Consider the following 15,243-nt stretch of genomic DNA (forward strand, 5'->3'; position numbering starts at 1 on the left):
GGGAAAGGTCATTTAACAGGATATGCGAAATGAAATTACATGGCTCAAGACTTAAACTTTTAATATATCGACAAATGTAAAAAACTAATGTGACTTTTTTTCTAGTATTTTTACACTATGAAAAACTTAAGCATCTTAACATCTACCGTGATTGTATTGGCATTTTCATCTTGCGGGATGAACAGCGATACTACAAAAAACAGTGCTGACACCACTTTAACTACTGTAGCTGCAGACAGCACAGTTGAAAAAGGCTTATTTGCAAAGATGTCAGTGAAAGACACCGTTAAGGCTGGCGAGCTGGTAGAACTGAAATTCACAGTGTACAACAATGCCGACACTGCCCAAAGTTTTTGCAAATGGCACACTCCTTTTGAGCCATTCATCAGTAAATACCTGGATGTAAAATCAGCTTCTGGTGAAGAAGTAAACTATAAAGCTGCGATGGCGAAACGAATGATGCCGCCACCGGCCAGCAGTTACATCGCTGTGAATTCTAAAGACAGTGTTTCTACTAAAGTTGATCTTTTAAAAGGATATGACATTTCAAAACCTGGTCAGTATACGATTACTTATGTGGGGCAAAATATGAGTGGATTGATGGTTAAAGACAGTATTTCTTTTGTTTACACGAAATAGTAGCAATTACCTTTAGGAATCATTTACTGTTTTAGTACTGCTGCACCGAAGGGATTATCTACTAACCATAGCCAAATCCCTTCCGTGTTTCTTTTCATCATACAGGCAGTATGGCCGTTCATCTTAACGATTTGGTTGTCTGGTGTTTTACCTATCATTTCCCATTCATCCAGCCAAAGTGATAAGTTTCCAATAGTGGTTACATGCGGTTTGGCTCCTTTAATTTCGGGTCCCAATGCGCATAAGTATTGCATTGCCTTTTCCATCTGTGTCCGCTCGCTTATTTCTTTACCATCTCTATCGATATAAACTCCTTCCGGATCAAAGCAGCTCATTGCCCCTTTCACATCTCTATTTTTTAGGCAATTACGAAAAAAAGCTACTGCTCCAATCTGCGTTTTTCTGTTAAATTCTTCCATTTTTATATTTCATTAATTGTGACACAAAAATCAGAGGAATCCGGGCCAAAAAAAATGACAATTGTTAGGAAATTAACTTCTTATCCGGCTTAAAGATTCTGGCTTTACACCAATATATGAGGCGATGTACTGAACTGGTACATGATTGATGAGGTCTGGTCTTTCGCACATCAATTTTGCGTAGCGTGCTTTCCCTTTTAATTTGCCAAAAGTCAGGATTCTTTCTTCTTTTTTCAACAAGGCAGACTTGAGACATTTCATTCCCAGGTCAATCCATTTTGGATCTTCCAAGGCCAATTCTTTAAAAGACGCTTCAGATATTTTACATACGAGACCATCAGTAATGCATTGGATACACTCGAAAGAAGGTGCCCCTTTCAATATACTGTACATTGAGGATGCAAACTCCCCTTGTGTTAAAAGATCGATGGTGACTTCCGTTCCACTTTCGGTGTTATAGAAGATACGTACGTAGCCCTCAAGGATGAAGAAATAATCGGTGGTAATTGTTCCTTCTTTAACCAGATAGTCCTTTTTCTTTTTATTATAAAAATGAAAATGCTTTTTGATAGCTGAAAAATCAGGGATTGTAAAATCCAGGTGGTTTTTAAATAACTTTAATAATAACTCATCCTGATCCGTTGAGATCTGTGGTTTGATCAATTCTGCGTGCTTCATTTCTGAAGCGAAGTTAAAATTCTTTCTCCTTTTCAGGGTCTGGAATTCATTTAATTAAAATCGGTTCGGGCTAAGCCCAAACCGATATTTTTATTTATGCTATGATCTGCTTTTATTTTTTCCTTTAACAGTTCTCATGATGCTGTACTCACTTAATCCATTTTGAATATATTCAATTTTATATTCTGATAGGAGTTGGGTAATGATCTGTCTGGTATCATTTTCATTTAGGCCGAGTTTCTCGCCAAGCTCTATTTCATTATAACGTCCATTACTTTCCTTGAAGGCATTAAAGTATTTATCTTTATGATTCATAATTTGATTGTTTTTTTACCGCGATCATCATGTGCGGACTAAAAGGTAAAAGGTTGCTATCGTTTTCAGTAAGCTGAATGAGTTCCAACAGGGGTTTTCTTTTTTTCATATCCAGGATATTCAAAAAATAGTCTTTATCCAGCCATATCATCCCCTCAACAGCGTAGGTATTGATATAGGTCAAATCCTGTTTCATAAATTCATCTTTTAATTCATTAGGTTTATGATAATAGGCTTCCGCCAGCAGCCAGGGAAAATCATCCGGAGGATTATGGATGCCGGTTGTGAGTTCCTCTATACACATATTGAAAAAGGTATTTTTATGGATTAATCCCTGTAAAAGCCCAACTAACGTTGATGCCGTATAGTTTATGGAAAATCCTAAAATAATGCCGCCCCTTTTTACAACCCGCCTGGCTTCAAGAATAGCTTTTTCTCTATCTATTTTTTTCTGTAGATGATAAAGCGGACCATGCAGAATTACGATATCAGCAAAATTATCAGGGAAATCTAAGTTCCTGGCTTCTCCCAAATGAACCGCATATTTGTTTTTTAATCTACTAGCTCTATCCCTGGCTATTTGAATGTGTTTAGGTACCGGCTCAATTAAGTATACTTCATGGCCTTTTTTGGCTAGCCATTCTGAATATTTACCTGTACCTCCACCAACATCAATTATTTTAGAAGGATGGGATGGAACATATTTTTCAATAAGTGTTTTAATTCTTTCAAATTCAAATATGCCCATACCTTTATTCAGTCTGGTTTCTTCGGATGCTTTATTATAAAAAACTTCTATATCTCTACTAATTAACTGTTTATTATTCATCTTGAATATTTTAACCTTTATCAAATTGCAGGGAATATTATTCATTTTGCAAATGTGATAAAGCAATTGATTTAGAAAATCAATCCTTGTGTTATTAAAAATTTTGGGTTGAAATTGATGCACATATTATACATTACATCTATAACCAGGAGGTTCTGATGCATTAAGTCTTCAAATAAAGCATATCACTTTATGGAAGGTTTGATAATATGTTAGCTAGCGTATAACAGATTTTAAAGGTAGAAATTAAGATTGATCAAACATAGCTGTTCAGTATCTTATTTATGTCGCTCACTGTCATGATATTGCCAAAGCACATTAATTATTTTCCATGAACCATTCAATTTTACGAGATGCAGGTAGTCAATCCATTCATCTGCGATGAGTTTCATTGAGGCCGTTTTGTCAGAAACGTCAAGAAACAGGACTTCCTTTTTAGGTATCTCAGGGAATTTATCTTTTTTCTTATTATAGCTTTCGGCTAAGAGTGTCATGGATTCAGCATTAGTTTCCCTCAGGTAATCTTTGCCTGTCTCTTTATCTTTCCAAAAAGTACGCTTCACCATTCTGGGGTGCAATGCACGCTCCATTTGTGCTGCATTAGGGGTATGCTGGGATTCAATATAGTCTAGAACAGCCACTTTTATCGCTACGCTATCTTGCTTTGTCTGACTGAAACAGCTAGAACTAATAGCTATTAGTGCGATAAAAAATAGGATGGAATTGATTTTGGATGGCCTTAACATTTGGATGCTAATTTTAATGAATACCCTAATATAAGTTTTTTTATTTGACCATACCGTAGCTAGAATATCATACAAATGATTTTATAATTCCTTTTACCCAAAACTCAGCTAAAGCTTTGGCACCCTCAGCATTGGGATGCAAATAAAAGACTCCATATTTTCCATCTTCCGGTTTAAACATTTTTTTATGGTGCTGCTGAAAAAAGCTAAAAACATCTTTACTGCCTAGATAAACCTTATTTGGGTGGCTCAGTTTGTACTCCGCAAATAAGGTTTCTATTTGCGGAAAGTAGCTGTTTAAGCGATCAAGTCCTTCCTGCATATATCCTGCATTATTGTGTGTATTTGGGCTATACCAAAGCGGATATTGCAGGACAAATTTAGCCTGAGGATATTTCTCCATCAAAGCATTGATCAGCCTATTCAAATTATCTTTGTATTGAGCGGCTTGGACCGGGGCGCCGTTTGGCCCGAACATAGCGCTATCATTTGTGCCCAGCATAATAGAGAACAATAAGAGTGCTGTTTTATCTTGTGCAAAACTATTGGCTGCCTGCACTACTTTTGGGAAATCAATGTTATTCTTAGGCAGAAAATCTACCGTAGTATGTCCACTAAACCCTTTATTACTAATATTCACAGCGCTAATGTCTTTACGTTGCCTCAATAACTCCGCAACATGTAGTGGTGTAGCCTCAGTTTTGGGATCTGCTAAAGCACCGCCTTCTGTGATGCTGTCTCCTATAAAAACAATATTGATTTGATGCTCCTTTTTTCCTGAAAAGGAAGTCAAAACAACGAGCAAAAGTAAACACGCATAGTTTAATATAGGTTTCATCATGTTATTTATGAGTTAATTTGTCCAAACAATGCTGCAATCCTGCGTTCGGCTTCTTTCAACGGAATCCCTGCATAATAGTCCTGAACAAAAGGATGATCAGGGTTTTGGTGAGGAATAACTTCTGGACGCTGATCGCCTTTTTTAGTTTCCACATTCATCGGAATTGAACCGCTAAATTCGTAGTCAGGAAGAAAATTTGACAACCATCCAAAGTACACCACTTCATGATTTTCATTGTTAAAATTCTCGCTGTAATCCAGAAAACTAGTTTCACTTAATGAAACCCATACGCCGTAATCCAATCCATTACAGTCTCCTATTACTTTTTGAGTCAACGTAACTCTTATAAAAAAATCAATCTGATCTGGGCGGTCAATCACGCAAAAATCTTCATTGAGTTCAGTTTGTCCATATTGTTTTTCCTCTTCGCTGAGTTCAGCATAACTGGAAGGGCATGGGAAAGCCAAAGCAGGCCATTCGTAATGTTCTTTGCTACATGATTGGCAAATGAAAGTATTTAAAGCATCCATAATCGCTTTAAAATTAATTTTTTCGGTCTATATACCAAAGAACCGAGCTCTTTTTACATCGCTTATTTAAAATTCTTACATCCCTAATGAATGATTATCGCTCCATTTTTAAGGATGATGATTTATTTTCTTCCATTCTTAGAATTTTCTATTTCAGCCTTTAACAGCATTCGTTGTACCATTCTGTTGATTAAAGATAAAGTTAACACTTGGATGCTCCGCCCCAAATAAACACTCAGCAGTTAATTATTCCTATGATCAAAACAAGTTAAAATTATGATTAGTTTAGTTCCTATGAAAATAGAAGTTCACCAAACTGACGCGGTAAAAATTGTGGAAGTAATTTCGGATGTTATTATAGTGACCAATGCCGAAGAAGGTCTGCAATTGATGGTTGATTTATACTATCAGGACTTTGACAAAATCATCATTCCAGAGCAAAGTATTACCCCTGCTTTTTTTGATCTGAAAACGGGAATCGCCGGAGAAATCCTGCAAAAGTTTTCTAATTACAGGGTACGATTGGTCATAGTTGGTGATTTCACTAAATATCCAGGACAACGTATTCAGGAGTTCATCTACGAAAGCAACAAAGGCAGGCAGGTCAATTTTCTGGGTACAGTTGAAGAAGCGATTGAACGATTGTCTAAATAAGCGCTTTTTCTTTGCCTCTATTTGCACCATTTTTTTAGTTTAGCCATTAAGTCTTCCAGACGAATAGGTTTAGCCATATAATCGTCCATCCCCACATCTAAACAATCTTGTTCATCCCCTTTTAGGGCATTGGCAGTTAAAGCAATAATAACAGGCTGCTTAAATTGCTTTTTTCTGATCAGTTGAGTTGCTACTAATCCGTCCATCACAGGCATATGCACGTCCATTAAAACCACGTCATAATCTTTTTTATGAATAGCCTCAATAACCTCTTCTCCATTTCTTACCAGGTCTGGTTGATAACCCAATCGATTAAGAATATTAACGATTACCAATTGGTTTGGTAATTTATCCTCGGCAATCAGCAATGAACAAGGGAAGTTTGCTGAAAAATCAGCCGACAATTTGTTTTGAGATAACCGTTCTTTTACCTCTTCATGCTTTCTTATTTGCAATGCATTTGAGACTTGTTCAGCAAGGATATGTTGACGGATGGGCTTTGTAATCACTGAACAAAACAACGCATACTGACGCTCTTCAAAGTCTTCTCCAATAGAACTGAGCAGAAGAATCGGAATTAATGGATAGCGCATCTTCATCAACTTGGCCAACATGACACCATCCATTCCAGGCATTTGCAGATCTGTAATCATTAAATCAATTCCAGGATCAAGCGACAGCATTGTCAATGCCTGTTTAGCCGAACTAGCAGGTATAGGTTGTAATTTCCAATACTCAAGCTGCTTATTTAAGGTGCTCAGACTCGTCGCATTATCATCAACTACCATTATCTTTTTGCCAGCATGGTCATTCATGATGTAATTGGTGGATGGCAAGGGTAACTTAGTTTCAGTTGGCGTCAGCACCATAAATGAGAAGGTCGAGCCCTGATCCAGCTCACTCTCTACATTAATTTCGCCACCCATAAGTTTGACCAGCTTTTCTGAGATTGCAAGGCCTAATCCAGTACCACCATACTTACGGGTTGTAGAAGAATCAACTTGTGTAAAAGAGTTAAACAGATTACCTAATTTATCCGCTGCTATTCCTATACCTGTATCACGTACTACAAATTTCAGTTCGAACTGTCCATTCTGTAAAATACTCCCCATAGAAACGGTTACAAAAACCTCCCCCTGCTCAGTAAATTTCATAGCGTTTCCAACCAAATTAATCAATACCTGCCGCAGGCGCAGCTGATCACCAACAATCTGGGAGGGAACTTCTTCGTCGATATGATATATTAAATCCAACTGAAGTTCAGCAGATTTAATTGCAAATATGTCAAGAACATCTTCGATACACTTCCGCAAATTAAAATCTTCAGACACTAATTCCATATTTCCTGATTCTATTTTAGAGAAGTCCAGTATATCGTTGATCACATTTATCAATGATTCGCCACAATTAGCAATCACATCCGTAAACATATATTGTTCTTTATTCAAATCAGTTTCCTTTAAAAGCATCGCCATTCCCATTACCCCATTCATTGGCGTGCGGATCTCATGGCTCATATTAGCTAGAAAGACACTTTTGGCCTGATTGGCCCGATCGGCTTCTGCCCTGGCTTTTTCCAATTCTAAATTCGCTTCTTTAAGCTTTTCGTTGGCTTTTTCCAATACTTCTTCATTCTGTTTCCGAACTGATGATAGTTGAGCTTCTTTTTGCAGTTCAGCCATTCCTAAGGTCTGGACAATCTGCCTTTCATTTGATTTTCTTAGTAAGTAGGCCCATAACCCACAGATAAAAAAGATCATAGCGGACAGCAATATATGAATTACAAAAGTTTGAAAATCAAAATAATCCAACTGTGTAAAATAGATTCCGGTTACCCCGCTATTTTGCAAATAGCCAAATAACGCATGATGAACCATCACCACGATTAGCATAGGTATCTGTAATTTCCATTTCTCGTAGGTGATTAACAGTGTGCTGCCAATAAAGGCAAAGAAATGCATTTCAAATAGTCCATGCATCTGATAAATATACTGGGCCATAAAAATACCCAGCACAGCGCTTAAAACGTATTGATAAAGATCAGATGATGGTAAAAGATACTTCACGGAATAATAAGCCAGTAAAGAAAGACCACCTACTCCAAATGCAATTAACCAGGTATCATAAAACTGCGCAAAGATTAGCCCAAGTATAAAATATCCCCATAAAAAATAATTCATTAAATGATCCGTTCTTTCCTTCACTCCCAAAAAAAGCAAGCGGTTTTGGCGATCAGAATTAGTGATATGGGGGTTAGAAATCATTACTTAAATTATTTACAGTCTGGCAAGGTGCAACCATAGGACTTTAGTGCTGCCTGACTGAAAACCAAGCCAGTTTGTTTCTTCAATAAACCATTCAGTGCTATTTTTGCGAAACTGGTTTTTTCATCTGTACAATAACGAGTGGTGTTATAGTTCCCTCTATAATATAAATGCTGAGCCGGATCTAGTAAAACTGCCTGAGGGGTAGAATACACACCACAAGTTTCGGCAAGGCTTTTATCAAATAAAACAGGGATTTGGAGACCAAACTTATCTTGGATGGTTTCTTGAGTAAAAGATTTAGGACTCAATACCACTACTCTAAAATCAATACGGTTGCCATATTCTTTAACCAGGGATTTAAAATGCTTCATATTAAATCTTGAACAAGGGCAGTCTGGATTAAAAAAATGTAGAAAAATTGGTTTACCATGGTTATTGTTCAAAGCTTGGTTAACGATCAAACTTCCTGTCTCCATTGATTTATAGTTTTTAGGAATTGGCGTTGGCAATTGGTAGATGATATCGTTGTACCAGAATAGATACCCAATGAGAGTAAACAAAAATATTAACCAGAAAAATACGAGCGCTTTTTTCATATTGAAATACAAAATAATATTAGGTTGTATTTGTAAGTCCAATAACGGCATTTATTATATTAAACGGAAGTAAATATCAAACATATTTGCTGTTTCAGGCTCAAAATCACCTCCAATACTATCGTAAGTCACAAAAGTTAAAGGACATAAAAAAGCCTCTAGGATATCTAGAGGTTAAATTCATGGCTCATTAGCCTCCTTATCCACTTGGGATTAATACACAATTAGTTGCTATACATATTATTTCTGCCCTTCTTTACTTTTAAAGTCTGTGATGGTCTTTCCATCATAACGATACACTCCCTTCAAACCACCAAACCAGATACTTCTGTCATATGCTTCTAAAATCCCAAAGATCATTGGCTTATTTGTTATTTCAGTTACAGTTGGCTTTTTACTGGACAAGGATTTCTCATCATAACGCGAAAGTACCCATTCTGTGGTATTAGCCCGATTATCGGAAAGTAGGCTATTTATGTCATTTGCGCTTTTTGAACTGGTCCAAATATTGCCTTTTTTATCTTCGTAAACATAACCAACAAACTTCCTGGTAAAATTGGTGAATATTTTGCCGTCATAGTGCCAAAGGCCATCATTGCCCCCGAGCCAGATATTGCCATTTTTATCTTTGATGATCGAGCGAACATTCTCAAAAGGTTTTCCGTCTTTATTGAGGATCTTAGTCAATCTTTTTCCATCATAAACGCGAGCATAGCCCCTTGTACCAAACCAAAGTTTTCCTGTTTTGTCTTCAATGATCGCATTGACATCATTATGCGTCCAATGACCTTCTGGAAGCGGTTGTTGGTAAAATGACACGTGGGTGGAATCCGTATTAGCAGAGACCACTCCTTCTTGCATTTTAAAATTCCGAAAGGATTTCCCATCATAACGGCTTGCTCCGCCTTCAGTACCGAACCAAATATTACCAATTTTATCCTTATAAATATGAGTAACACGATCATTAGCAAGCCCATCCTTTGTGGTAAAATTGCGAAAAGATAGTCCATCGTAATAGTAAACACCTGAGCCAACAGAAGCGAACCAAAAATTCCCCTTTCTATCTTCTAAAACAGAAAAAAAGCGCGCTGGGCTCACTTTATTTGTAATATTGGTAAAAGACTTTCCATCGTATTTAAAAACTCCCTCCCATGAAGCCATCCAAATGTTGCCCTTTCTATCTTGCTTGATCGTACGAACAATACTCCTAGGTCCATAGGAAGTAGTGGATATATCTTTAGTTTCAACGACATCTTTAGCGCCCTTTCTTTGCTGAGCCTGTACAGGGAAATGAATTACTCCTGCCAGAATGATCAGCAGGTTGTAAAAAACGTTTCTTTGATTTTTCATATGCTATAAAAATTAATTCAGCGAATCTACTTTGATCTTTTCCGGCTGGAGAGATCTGGATTGTAAATAAAAATGTAACCTTTGTAAATAAAAAATTGACAATATGGATGTTAGCAGAAATCTCAGCGCCGGAAAACACAAGTACCTTTTTGAATTGATACTACTCTTGTTTATCTGTGCAATCTGCGCGGCTTTCACCATATCTGACAATGACGATTTCAATATCGCCAGGCGGGAAGTTTTACTACGCAGGATCGGGCATGAGCTACTTCTTCAATCGGGCGATAGTACATCAAGGGTGCTCCCGGTAAAAAAGATCGCAGAAAATGAATACCAAATCCGGTTTGAGGATGAGCTTACTTTTCAACCGGATTCTCTGGTGAATACGACCCTGCGTTTATTGGCAAAAGACCCCTTCACAGGTGACTACGTTGTTAATGTGCTGAACTGCGGCAACTCCAGTGTAGCCTATGGGTACGCTGTATCCAAAAATAAAAAAGATGATATTGTGGCATGCCTAGGGAGAAAGCAACCCAGAGCATGTTACATGATCAATGTTAAGTTCAAATCAACGGGCATACATATGACAAATAATGGGTATCTTCTAGGCAGCCTCCCATTTTTAGCAATTTTTGGTTTTATATTTTTGAGATCGTTTAAGCCAGGAAAAGCCTTCACTGAGCATCAGCAGACAGACATGTTAACTTTAGGTGCGGTATTGTTCGATGCGAAAAATCGGAAGCTCATTATAAACGGAAAAACAATAGACTTAACAGGAACTGAAACACGTGTACTGCGCATTTTCGCGCTATCTCCTAATGAGACTATAGAAAGAAGCCGTTTACAAAAAGAGATCTGGGAAGATGAAGGTGTTATTGTAGGCCGCAGTCTGGATATGTTCATTTCAAAACTTAGGAAAAAACTGGAATTTGATCCGAACATCAACATTGTTGTGATACGTGGCAAAGGATATAAGCTTGAAATCACCACGAATGTGGGATAATTAAAGGATTATATCCACCCTGGACCAAACTCCTAAAATCTTTCTTTTTAGTCTATTCTATTTACCAATAATTACTTTACGGTGTGCGATTCCCCATTCTGCCAGGTTATTGATAATGGTCTTTAATGTCATTCCATATGCTGTTAATTGATATTGAACAGCTATAGGCTGAGTATCTAATACAGTTCGCGTGATCAGTTTATTGACCTCCAGCTCTTTTAATTCTTTACTCAACATTTTGTTTGATATGCCCGGTACATCATTCAGAATGTCAGAAAACCTTCTTTTGTTATAATAGCAAATGGACGAGATGATGGAGATTTTCCATTTCCCGTTTAAGATGTCCATTGCATCGTGGACAGCCATAATCTCTCTTTTGTGCCCTAATTGGCATTCATTTTCAGTCATAAGTTACTTTGTTACCCGAAAGTTACTGTTACTTTTCGTTACAAAGTAACCTAAATAATTTTACCTATTCTAACTTTGCTCCATAAACATTTAAAAATCTAATCATGGACTTTACAAATAAAAACGTCGTTATTACAGGTGGAACTACAGGAATAGGCTTAGCAACGGCAAAAGCATTCATCAGCGCAGGTGCAAACGTTTGGATCACAGGCAGAAATACCGAAAATCTACAAAAAGCAGCTGCAGAAATAAACAGCCAGAAATTGTTTACTGTAGTATCCGATACTTCAAAACTGGAGGATATTTTGATTCTGGAAAAAGCAGTTGCAGATCATGAAAACAAATTAGACGTACTTTTCCTTAATGCAGGTATTGCGGCGTTTGAACCAATAGAAAAAGTAACTGAGGCAAGTTTTGACGCACAATTCAACACCAATGTCAAGGGACATTTCTTCACATTGCAAAAATTACTTCCCTACCTAGCAGATGGAGCAGCAGTAGTATTTACTTCCTCAACGGTTGCCACAGCTGCAAATTCGGGAGCTAGCGTGTATTCAGCAACCAAAGGAGCATTGAATAAAATTGCTCAGATTGCAGCCAATGAATTAGCGGGAAGAAAAATTCGTGTAAACATCGTTAGCCCTGGACCTATTTTAACCCCTGGTTTAGAAAATGCTGTACCATCAGAAGCAAAAGAATTTTTGGCTAGTGCAACCGCTCTGCAACGACTTGGTGCTCCTGATGAAATTGCAAAAACAGTTTTATTCCTGGCTTCCGATGCAGCAAGTTTCATTACAGGAACAGAGATCATTGCAGATGGTGGTTACCTGAACTACGCATTAAAATAATCCATAATATCATTATCCATTTACTTTGCCCTTGATGATTCTACAAAATTAAAGTGAGTCAAAACAAAAAGGAAGCATTACTACCTGCTTTAAAGGGATTCCTCAAAGGCACATGACAATTGCAGACATCAAAATGAAAAAAGACGTTTTTCTTTTCAGAAAAACGTCTTTTTTAAGCATTGGGTCATGATGTACTTGAACCATTTCCAATCTGATTTAGTTTTAATCGCCGATCTAGCTAGGAAACAGGCTTACTTAATCCCTAAAAGATCAAATAGTTCCTCTTTCTTGTTTAATGCAACAGAAATAGATTTGCCATTAACAAGCTCTACCATATTTCCATTCACACTGCTTACTGAGTCAAGATTCAGGATAAATGAACGCTGAATTCTAAAAAACTTTGGCAAAGACAAGATTTCCTCCATAGACTTGAGCGTTGCTTGTGTGCTGTAAATACCTGAAGAAATAACAATTTTTAAATAATCACCCTGGGCTTCAACGTATAAGATTTCTTCCAATAAAATCTTAATTAGCTTCCCTTCTGATTTTATAAAGATTCGATCATTATTTATCTGTTGCAGAGCAGATGACCGTTTTAACTCCAAATAGTCCTTAGCCCTATTAACGGCTTTTAAAAAACGATCAAACCTCACCGGTTTAACCAGATAATCAGTTGCCCCTGTCTCAAAACCATCTAATGCAAAATCCCGGTAAGCCGTAATAAATATCACCACCATAGAATTACCCAGCGCACGTACAAGCTCTAAACCATTCATCTTAGGCATTTCTATATCGCTGAAAACGATATCAACAGGCTGATCTTTTACGAATAAAAGCGCATCAACAGGATCTTCAAACGTGGCCAGAACGTTCAGAAAAGGAACCGCTTTAACAAAAGATTCCACCACATCCCTGGCCAGAGGTTCATCGTCAATAATGACACAATTTAATTTTTCCATTAATTTTTTAGCGCTAATTTTAGTGATACTTTAAAACATCCTCCGAGATTTTGAATTTGCAATTCATACTTATCCGGATACAATAGCTGCAATCGTTTCCGGGAATTCTCTAGACCGATTCCACCAAAATCTACCGCATTCCTAGCATCATCAATATCATTTTCGACATCAAAATAAAAACATCCATCTTCAATCTTTATATATAGATTCAGTAAGGAACCAGTTTTGGACTTCAGCCCATATTTAAAAGCATTTTCTATAAAAGTAAAAGTTAAAAGCGGTGCAATATACAATCCTGAGCATTCCTCCTCAGTAGGAAACTCAAATCGAATATTTTTGCTTCCTGAATACCTCATTTTCTCTAGCTCCACATAATTTTTAATAAATTCCAGCTCCTTACTGAAAGGAACTTTTTCCGTATTGGATTCATATAAGGTATAGCTCATCATATCGGAAAGATTCAAAACAACTTCCGGAACCAGATCATCCTTCTTAAGACTTAAACTGTACAGATTATTCAACGTATTAAAAAGAAAATGCGGGTTGAGCTGGGCCTTCAGAAAGTCCTTTTCAATATTGATATTCTGAATCTCCAACGCTGCTTTTTGTCTCTGGACATTTAACGTTCTGTTATAAAGCCTAGAGATCTCAAAGAGAATTTTGACAATAAAAAACGGTGCCAAAATAGAAATAATAATAATGGCCTGGGAGACCATTCTTTTTACTGATATAGCCTGAAAAAAAGTCTGACTTGCAGCCCCTGCGATCGCCCCTTTCAACTCGCCATCTAAAATTTCGAAACCAAGTGAATGGTATGCAATGGAAAAAAAGTAAGTAACTAAAAGCCAGATCACAACAAATACTGGAAATGTAATGATGATCAATAAAATAGCGGTACCTAACCTCACTTTAAAAATCTTGGGTAAGGCAACATAAAAAAACAAATAAAAAACAACCATGTTCACAATGGTCATCCTTAACGTTAATATAAAACTGTTAAAGTAAGTCAGGTGATAGGCGATTCTGTAACTCAGGAATAAAAGTGCTGCGAAGCTCAACCACATCAAACTATGAAACAAAAACCGCTTCCTTTTAGTATAGAATTCATCAAAATCAAACGCTCCAATCCTGTCTGTAAAGTATGCTGAGAAAACCTGTTTATTCTGCATTTGTATCTTTTAAAGCAAACCAAAGATAGTTTTTTGGTTTGCTGATTATTTTTCAATTATAAAATTCTGATGATAGCGTTCATAATATTGATGGTGTTGTGTCCCAAAATAGGATAAATTAGATTACCGGAGAATTTTCTAAGTACACCAACGCTTAATGATGAAATTAAAGCCAGATAAACAATCGTCATTAGATCAAATTTAAATTCGTAATTCGTTGTTAAAAATACTCCGTGAGCCACTCCAAATAAAACAGTGACCATAATAAATCCCCAACCAAACTTTATCCCTTTAAAAGTCCATTTTGGTGGAAATGCTTTTTCCAGCAGCCATAAACCGATCCCTCTAAATGCAAGTTCTTCCGTTAGTCCAGGTAGTGTTGCCTGAAAAGCAAAGGTTTCCAAATCAAAAGCCCCTCCCTTTGGGAATAAAATCATCTTAAAAATGAAATCAAAAAATAAAAACCCAAAGAAGAACAAAAGACCAATAATCACCTGCTTTTTAGCATTCGTTTTTGTCGTAAAACCAATTTCCAGCCTGTTGGATTTTGATACAGCATAAATGATCGCTAAAGACATGGCCAGACTTAAGATCTTTCCAATCCAGGAAAACTTAAGTCCCATAAATTCCATGCTTATGTACTGTCTGGACAGTTGCTGAATATAACAGTCTGCTAAAAAATACAAGATAAAGAAGCCTAAATACTTTAACTGGCTTTTTTCTGATTTGATAAATGCGATAAGCATGATTGGCAGGAGGATTAGAATCCAAATAAGTGGTGTTAGTAGTGACATATCTTTTATATTTTTATCAAAACTATACAGCCTTAAACCAGATTAAAATTCTACCGATGAAAACCAGTCTTTTGCCGATGAAACTCGAGTATTGGAAGGTTAGAGCGAAATAGTCAGACGAAACCCACCAATTAATTCGAAAAGATCCGGGATCTTCTCTCAGTTCTCCAGCTTGTCACAAAAAAACCAACCCAATTA

Annotated in this window: 18 protein-coding genes; 4 read left to right on the forward strand and 14 right to left on the reverse strand. The window is 36.9% G+C overall.

The window, feature by feature from the left end:
• Nucleotides 1–117: 117 nt before the first annotated feature.
• The gene (locus K7X70_RS19900) at nt 118–639 is read left to right on the forward strand and encodes a protease (protein WP_222538713.1); all 522 of its coding nucleotides are present in this window, start codon (nt 118–120) and stop codon (nt 637–639) included.
• Between the two features lie 23 nt (nt 640–662).
• Here K7X70_RS19900 and K7X70_RS19905 read toward each other — a convergent pair whose 3' ends face one another.
• The 7 genes from K7X70_RS19905 to K7X70_RS19935 all read right to left on the reverse strand — a co-directional run bounded on the left by K7X70_RS19905 (nt 663) and on the right by K7X70_RS19935 (nt 4,997).
• Nucleotides 663–1,058 (reverse strand): YybH family protein, encoded by a 396-nt coding sequence (locus K7X70_RS19905; RefSeq protein ID WP_222538714.1) that lies wholly within the window; start codon nt 1,056–1,058, stop codon nt 663–665.
• Nucleotides 1,059–1,130: 72 nt separating this feature from the next.
• Nucleotides 1,131–1,736 carry a Crp/Fnr family transcriptional regulator gene (locus tag K7X70_RS19910; RefSeq protein WP_222538715.1) on the reverse strand — a complete coding sequence of 202 codons (606 nt, stop codon included), beginning with the start codon at nt 1,734–1,736 and terminating at the stop codon, nt 1,131–1,133.
• A 99-nt stretch (nt 1,737–1,835) separates the two neighbouring features.
• Entirely contained in the window at nt 1,836–2,051 is a 216-nt protein-coding gene (locus K7X70_RS19915; RefSeq protein ID WP_222538716.1) for a hypothetical protein, read from the reverse strand.
• Nucleotides 2,041–2,880 (reverse strand): class I SAM-dependent methyltransferase, encoded by an 840-nt coding sequence (locus K7X70_RS19920; RefSeq protein ID WP_222538717.1) that lies wholly within the window; start codon nt 2,878–2,880, stop codon nt 2,041–2,043. The genes K7X70_RS19915 and K7X70_RS19920 overlap by 11 nt, the downstream gene beginning before the upstream one ends.
• A 278-nt stretch (nt 2,881–3,158) precedes the next feature.
• Nucleotides 3,159–3,626 carry a nuclear transport factor 2 family protein gene (locus K7X70_RS19925; RefSeq protein ID WP_255607450.1) on the reverse strand — a complete coding sequence of 156 codons (468 nt, stop codon included), beginning with the start codon at nt 3,624–3,626 and terminating at the stop codon, nt 3,159–3,161.
• 67 nt (nt 3,627–3,693) lie between these two features.
• Nucleotides 3,694–4,467 carry a GDSL-type esterase/lipase family protein gene (locus K7X70_RS19930; protein WP_222538719.1) on the reverse strand — a complete coding sequence of 258 codons (774 nt, stop codon included), beginning with the start codon at nt 4,465–4,467 and terminating at the stop codon, nt 3,694–3,696.
• A 5-nt stretch (nt 4,468–4,472) separates the two neighbouring features.
• Nucleotides 4,473–4,997, reverse strand: a complete 525-nt coding sequence (locus tag K7X70_RS19935; RefSeq protein ID WP_222538720.1) for a DUF2199 domain-containing protein — start codon at nt 4,995–4,997, stop codon at nt 4,473–4,475.
• Between the two features lie 294 nt (nt 4,998–5,291).
• Between K7X70_RS19935 and K7X70_RS19940 the strand changes: the two genes are divergently transcribed.
• Entirely contained in the window at nt 5,292–5,651 is a 360-nt protein-coding gene (locus K7X70_RS19940; protein WP_222538721.1) for a DUF4180 domain-containing protein, read from the forward strand.
• Between the two features lie 17 nt (nt 5,652–5,668).
• Here the strand turns inward: K7X70_RS19940 and K7X70_RS19945 are convergent, their stop codons facing one another.
• The 3 genes from K7X70_RS19945 to K7X70_RS19955 form a co-directional block, all read right to left on the reverse strand.
• Nucleotides 5,669–7,915 carry a response regulator gene (locus tag K7X70_RS19945; RefSeq protein ID WP_222538722.1) on the reverse strand — a complete coding sequence of 749 codons (2,247 nt, stop codon included), beginning with the start codon at nt 7,913–7,915 and terminating at the stop codon, nt 5,669–5,671.
• Between the two features lie 8 nt (nt 7,916–7,923).
• Nucleotides 7,924–8,556 (reverse strand): TlpA family protein disulfide reductase, encoded by a 633-nt coding sequence (locus tag K7X70_RS19950; protein ID WP_255607451.1) that lies wholly within the window; start codon nt 8,554–8,556, stop codon nt 7,924–7,926.
• Between the two features lie 198 nt (nt 8,557–8,754).
• Nucleotides 8,755–9,864, reverse strand: coding sequence for a ligand-binding sensor domain-containing protein (locus K7X70_RS19955; protein WP_222538723.1), 1,110 nt, complete (start codon nt 9,862–9,864; stop codon nt 8,755–8,757).
• Nucleotides 9,865–9,967: 103 nt separating this feature from the next.
• On the opposite strand from K7X70_RS19955, the gene K7X70_RS19960 reads away from it, so the two are divergent.
• Nucleotides 9,968–10,867: a winged helix-turn-helix domain-containing protein gene (locus K7X70_RS19960; protein WP_222538724.1), complete on the forward strand. Its 900-nt coding sequence runs from the start codon at nt 9,968–9,970 to the stop codon at nt 10,865–10,867.
• Between the two features lie 57 nt (nt 10,868–10,924).
• On the opposite strand, the gene K7X70_RS19965 is transcribed toward K7X70_RS19960, so the two are convergent.
• Nucleotides 10,925–11,233: a winged helix-turn-helix transcriptional regulator gene (locus tag K7X70_RS19965; RefSeq protein WP_255607454.1), complete on the reverse strand. Its 309-nt coding sequence runs from the start codon at nt 11,231–11,233 to the stop codon at nt 10,925–10,927.
• A gap of 146 nt (nt 11,234–11,379) precedes the next feature.
• On the opposite strand from K7X70_RS19965, the gene K7X70_RS19970 reads away from it, so the two are divergent.
• Nucleotides 11,380–12,123: an SDR family oxidoreductase gene (locus tag K7X70_RS19970; protein WP_222538726.1), complete on the forward strand. Its 744-nt coding sequence runs from the start codon at nt 11,380–11,382 to the stop codon at nt 12,121–12,123.
• Between the two features lie 251 nt (nt 12,124–12,374).
• Here K7X70_RS19970 and K7X70_RS19975 read toward each other — a convergent pair whose 3' ends face one another.
• The 3 genes from K7X70_RS19975 to K7X70_RS19985 are packed head-to-tail and all read right to left on the reverse strand — an operon-like array spanning nt 12,375 to nt 15,045.
• The gene (locus K7X70_RS19975) at nt 12,375–13,082 is read right to left on the reverse strand and encodes a LytR/AlgR family response regulator transcription factor (RefSeq protein WP_222538727.1); all 708 of its coding nucleotides are present in this window, start codon (nt 13,080–13,082) and stop codon (nt 12,375–12,377) included.
• A complete protein-coding gene (locus tag K7X70_RS19980) occupies nt 13,082–14,251 on the reverse strand; it encodes a sensor histidine kinase (RefSeq protein WP_222538728.1) in 1,170 nt (389 codons plus the stop codon). The genes K7X70_RS19975 and K7X70_RS19980 overlap by 1 nt, the downstream gene beginning before the upstream one ends.
• 56 nt (nt 14,252–14,307) lie before the next feature.
• Nucleotides 14,308–15,045, reverse strand: a complete 738-nt coding sequence (locus tag K7X70_RS19985; RefSeq protein WP_222538729.1) for a CPBP family intramembrane glutamic endopeptidase — start codon at nt 15,043–15,045, stop codon at nt 14,308–14,310.
• Nucleotides 15,046–15,243: the final 198 nt, after the last annotated feature.

Origin of the sequence: Pedobacter polysacchareus (assembly GCF_019802255.1) — a bacterium.
In the GTDB taxonomy this organism is placed as follows: domain Bacteria; phylum Bacteroidota; class Bacteroidia; order Sphingobacteriales; family Sphingobacteriaceae; genus Pedobacter; species Pedobacter polysacchareus.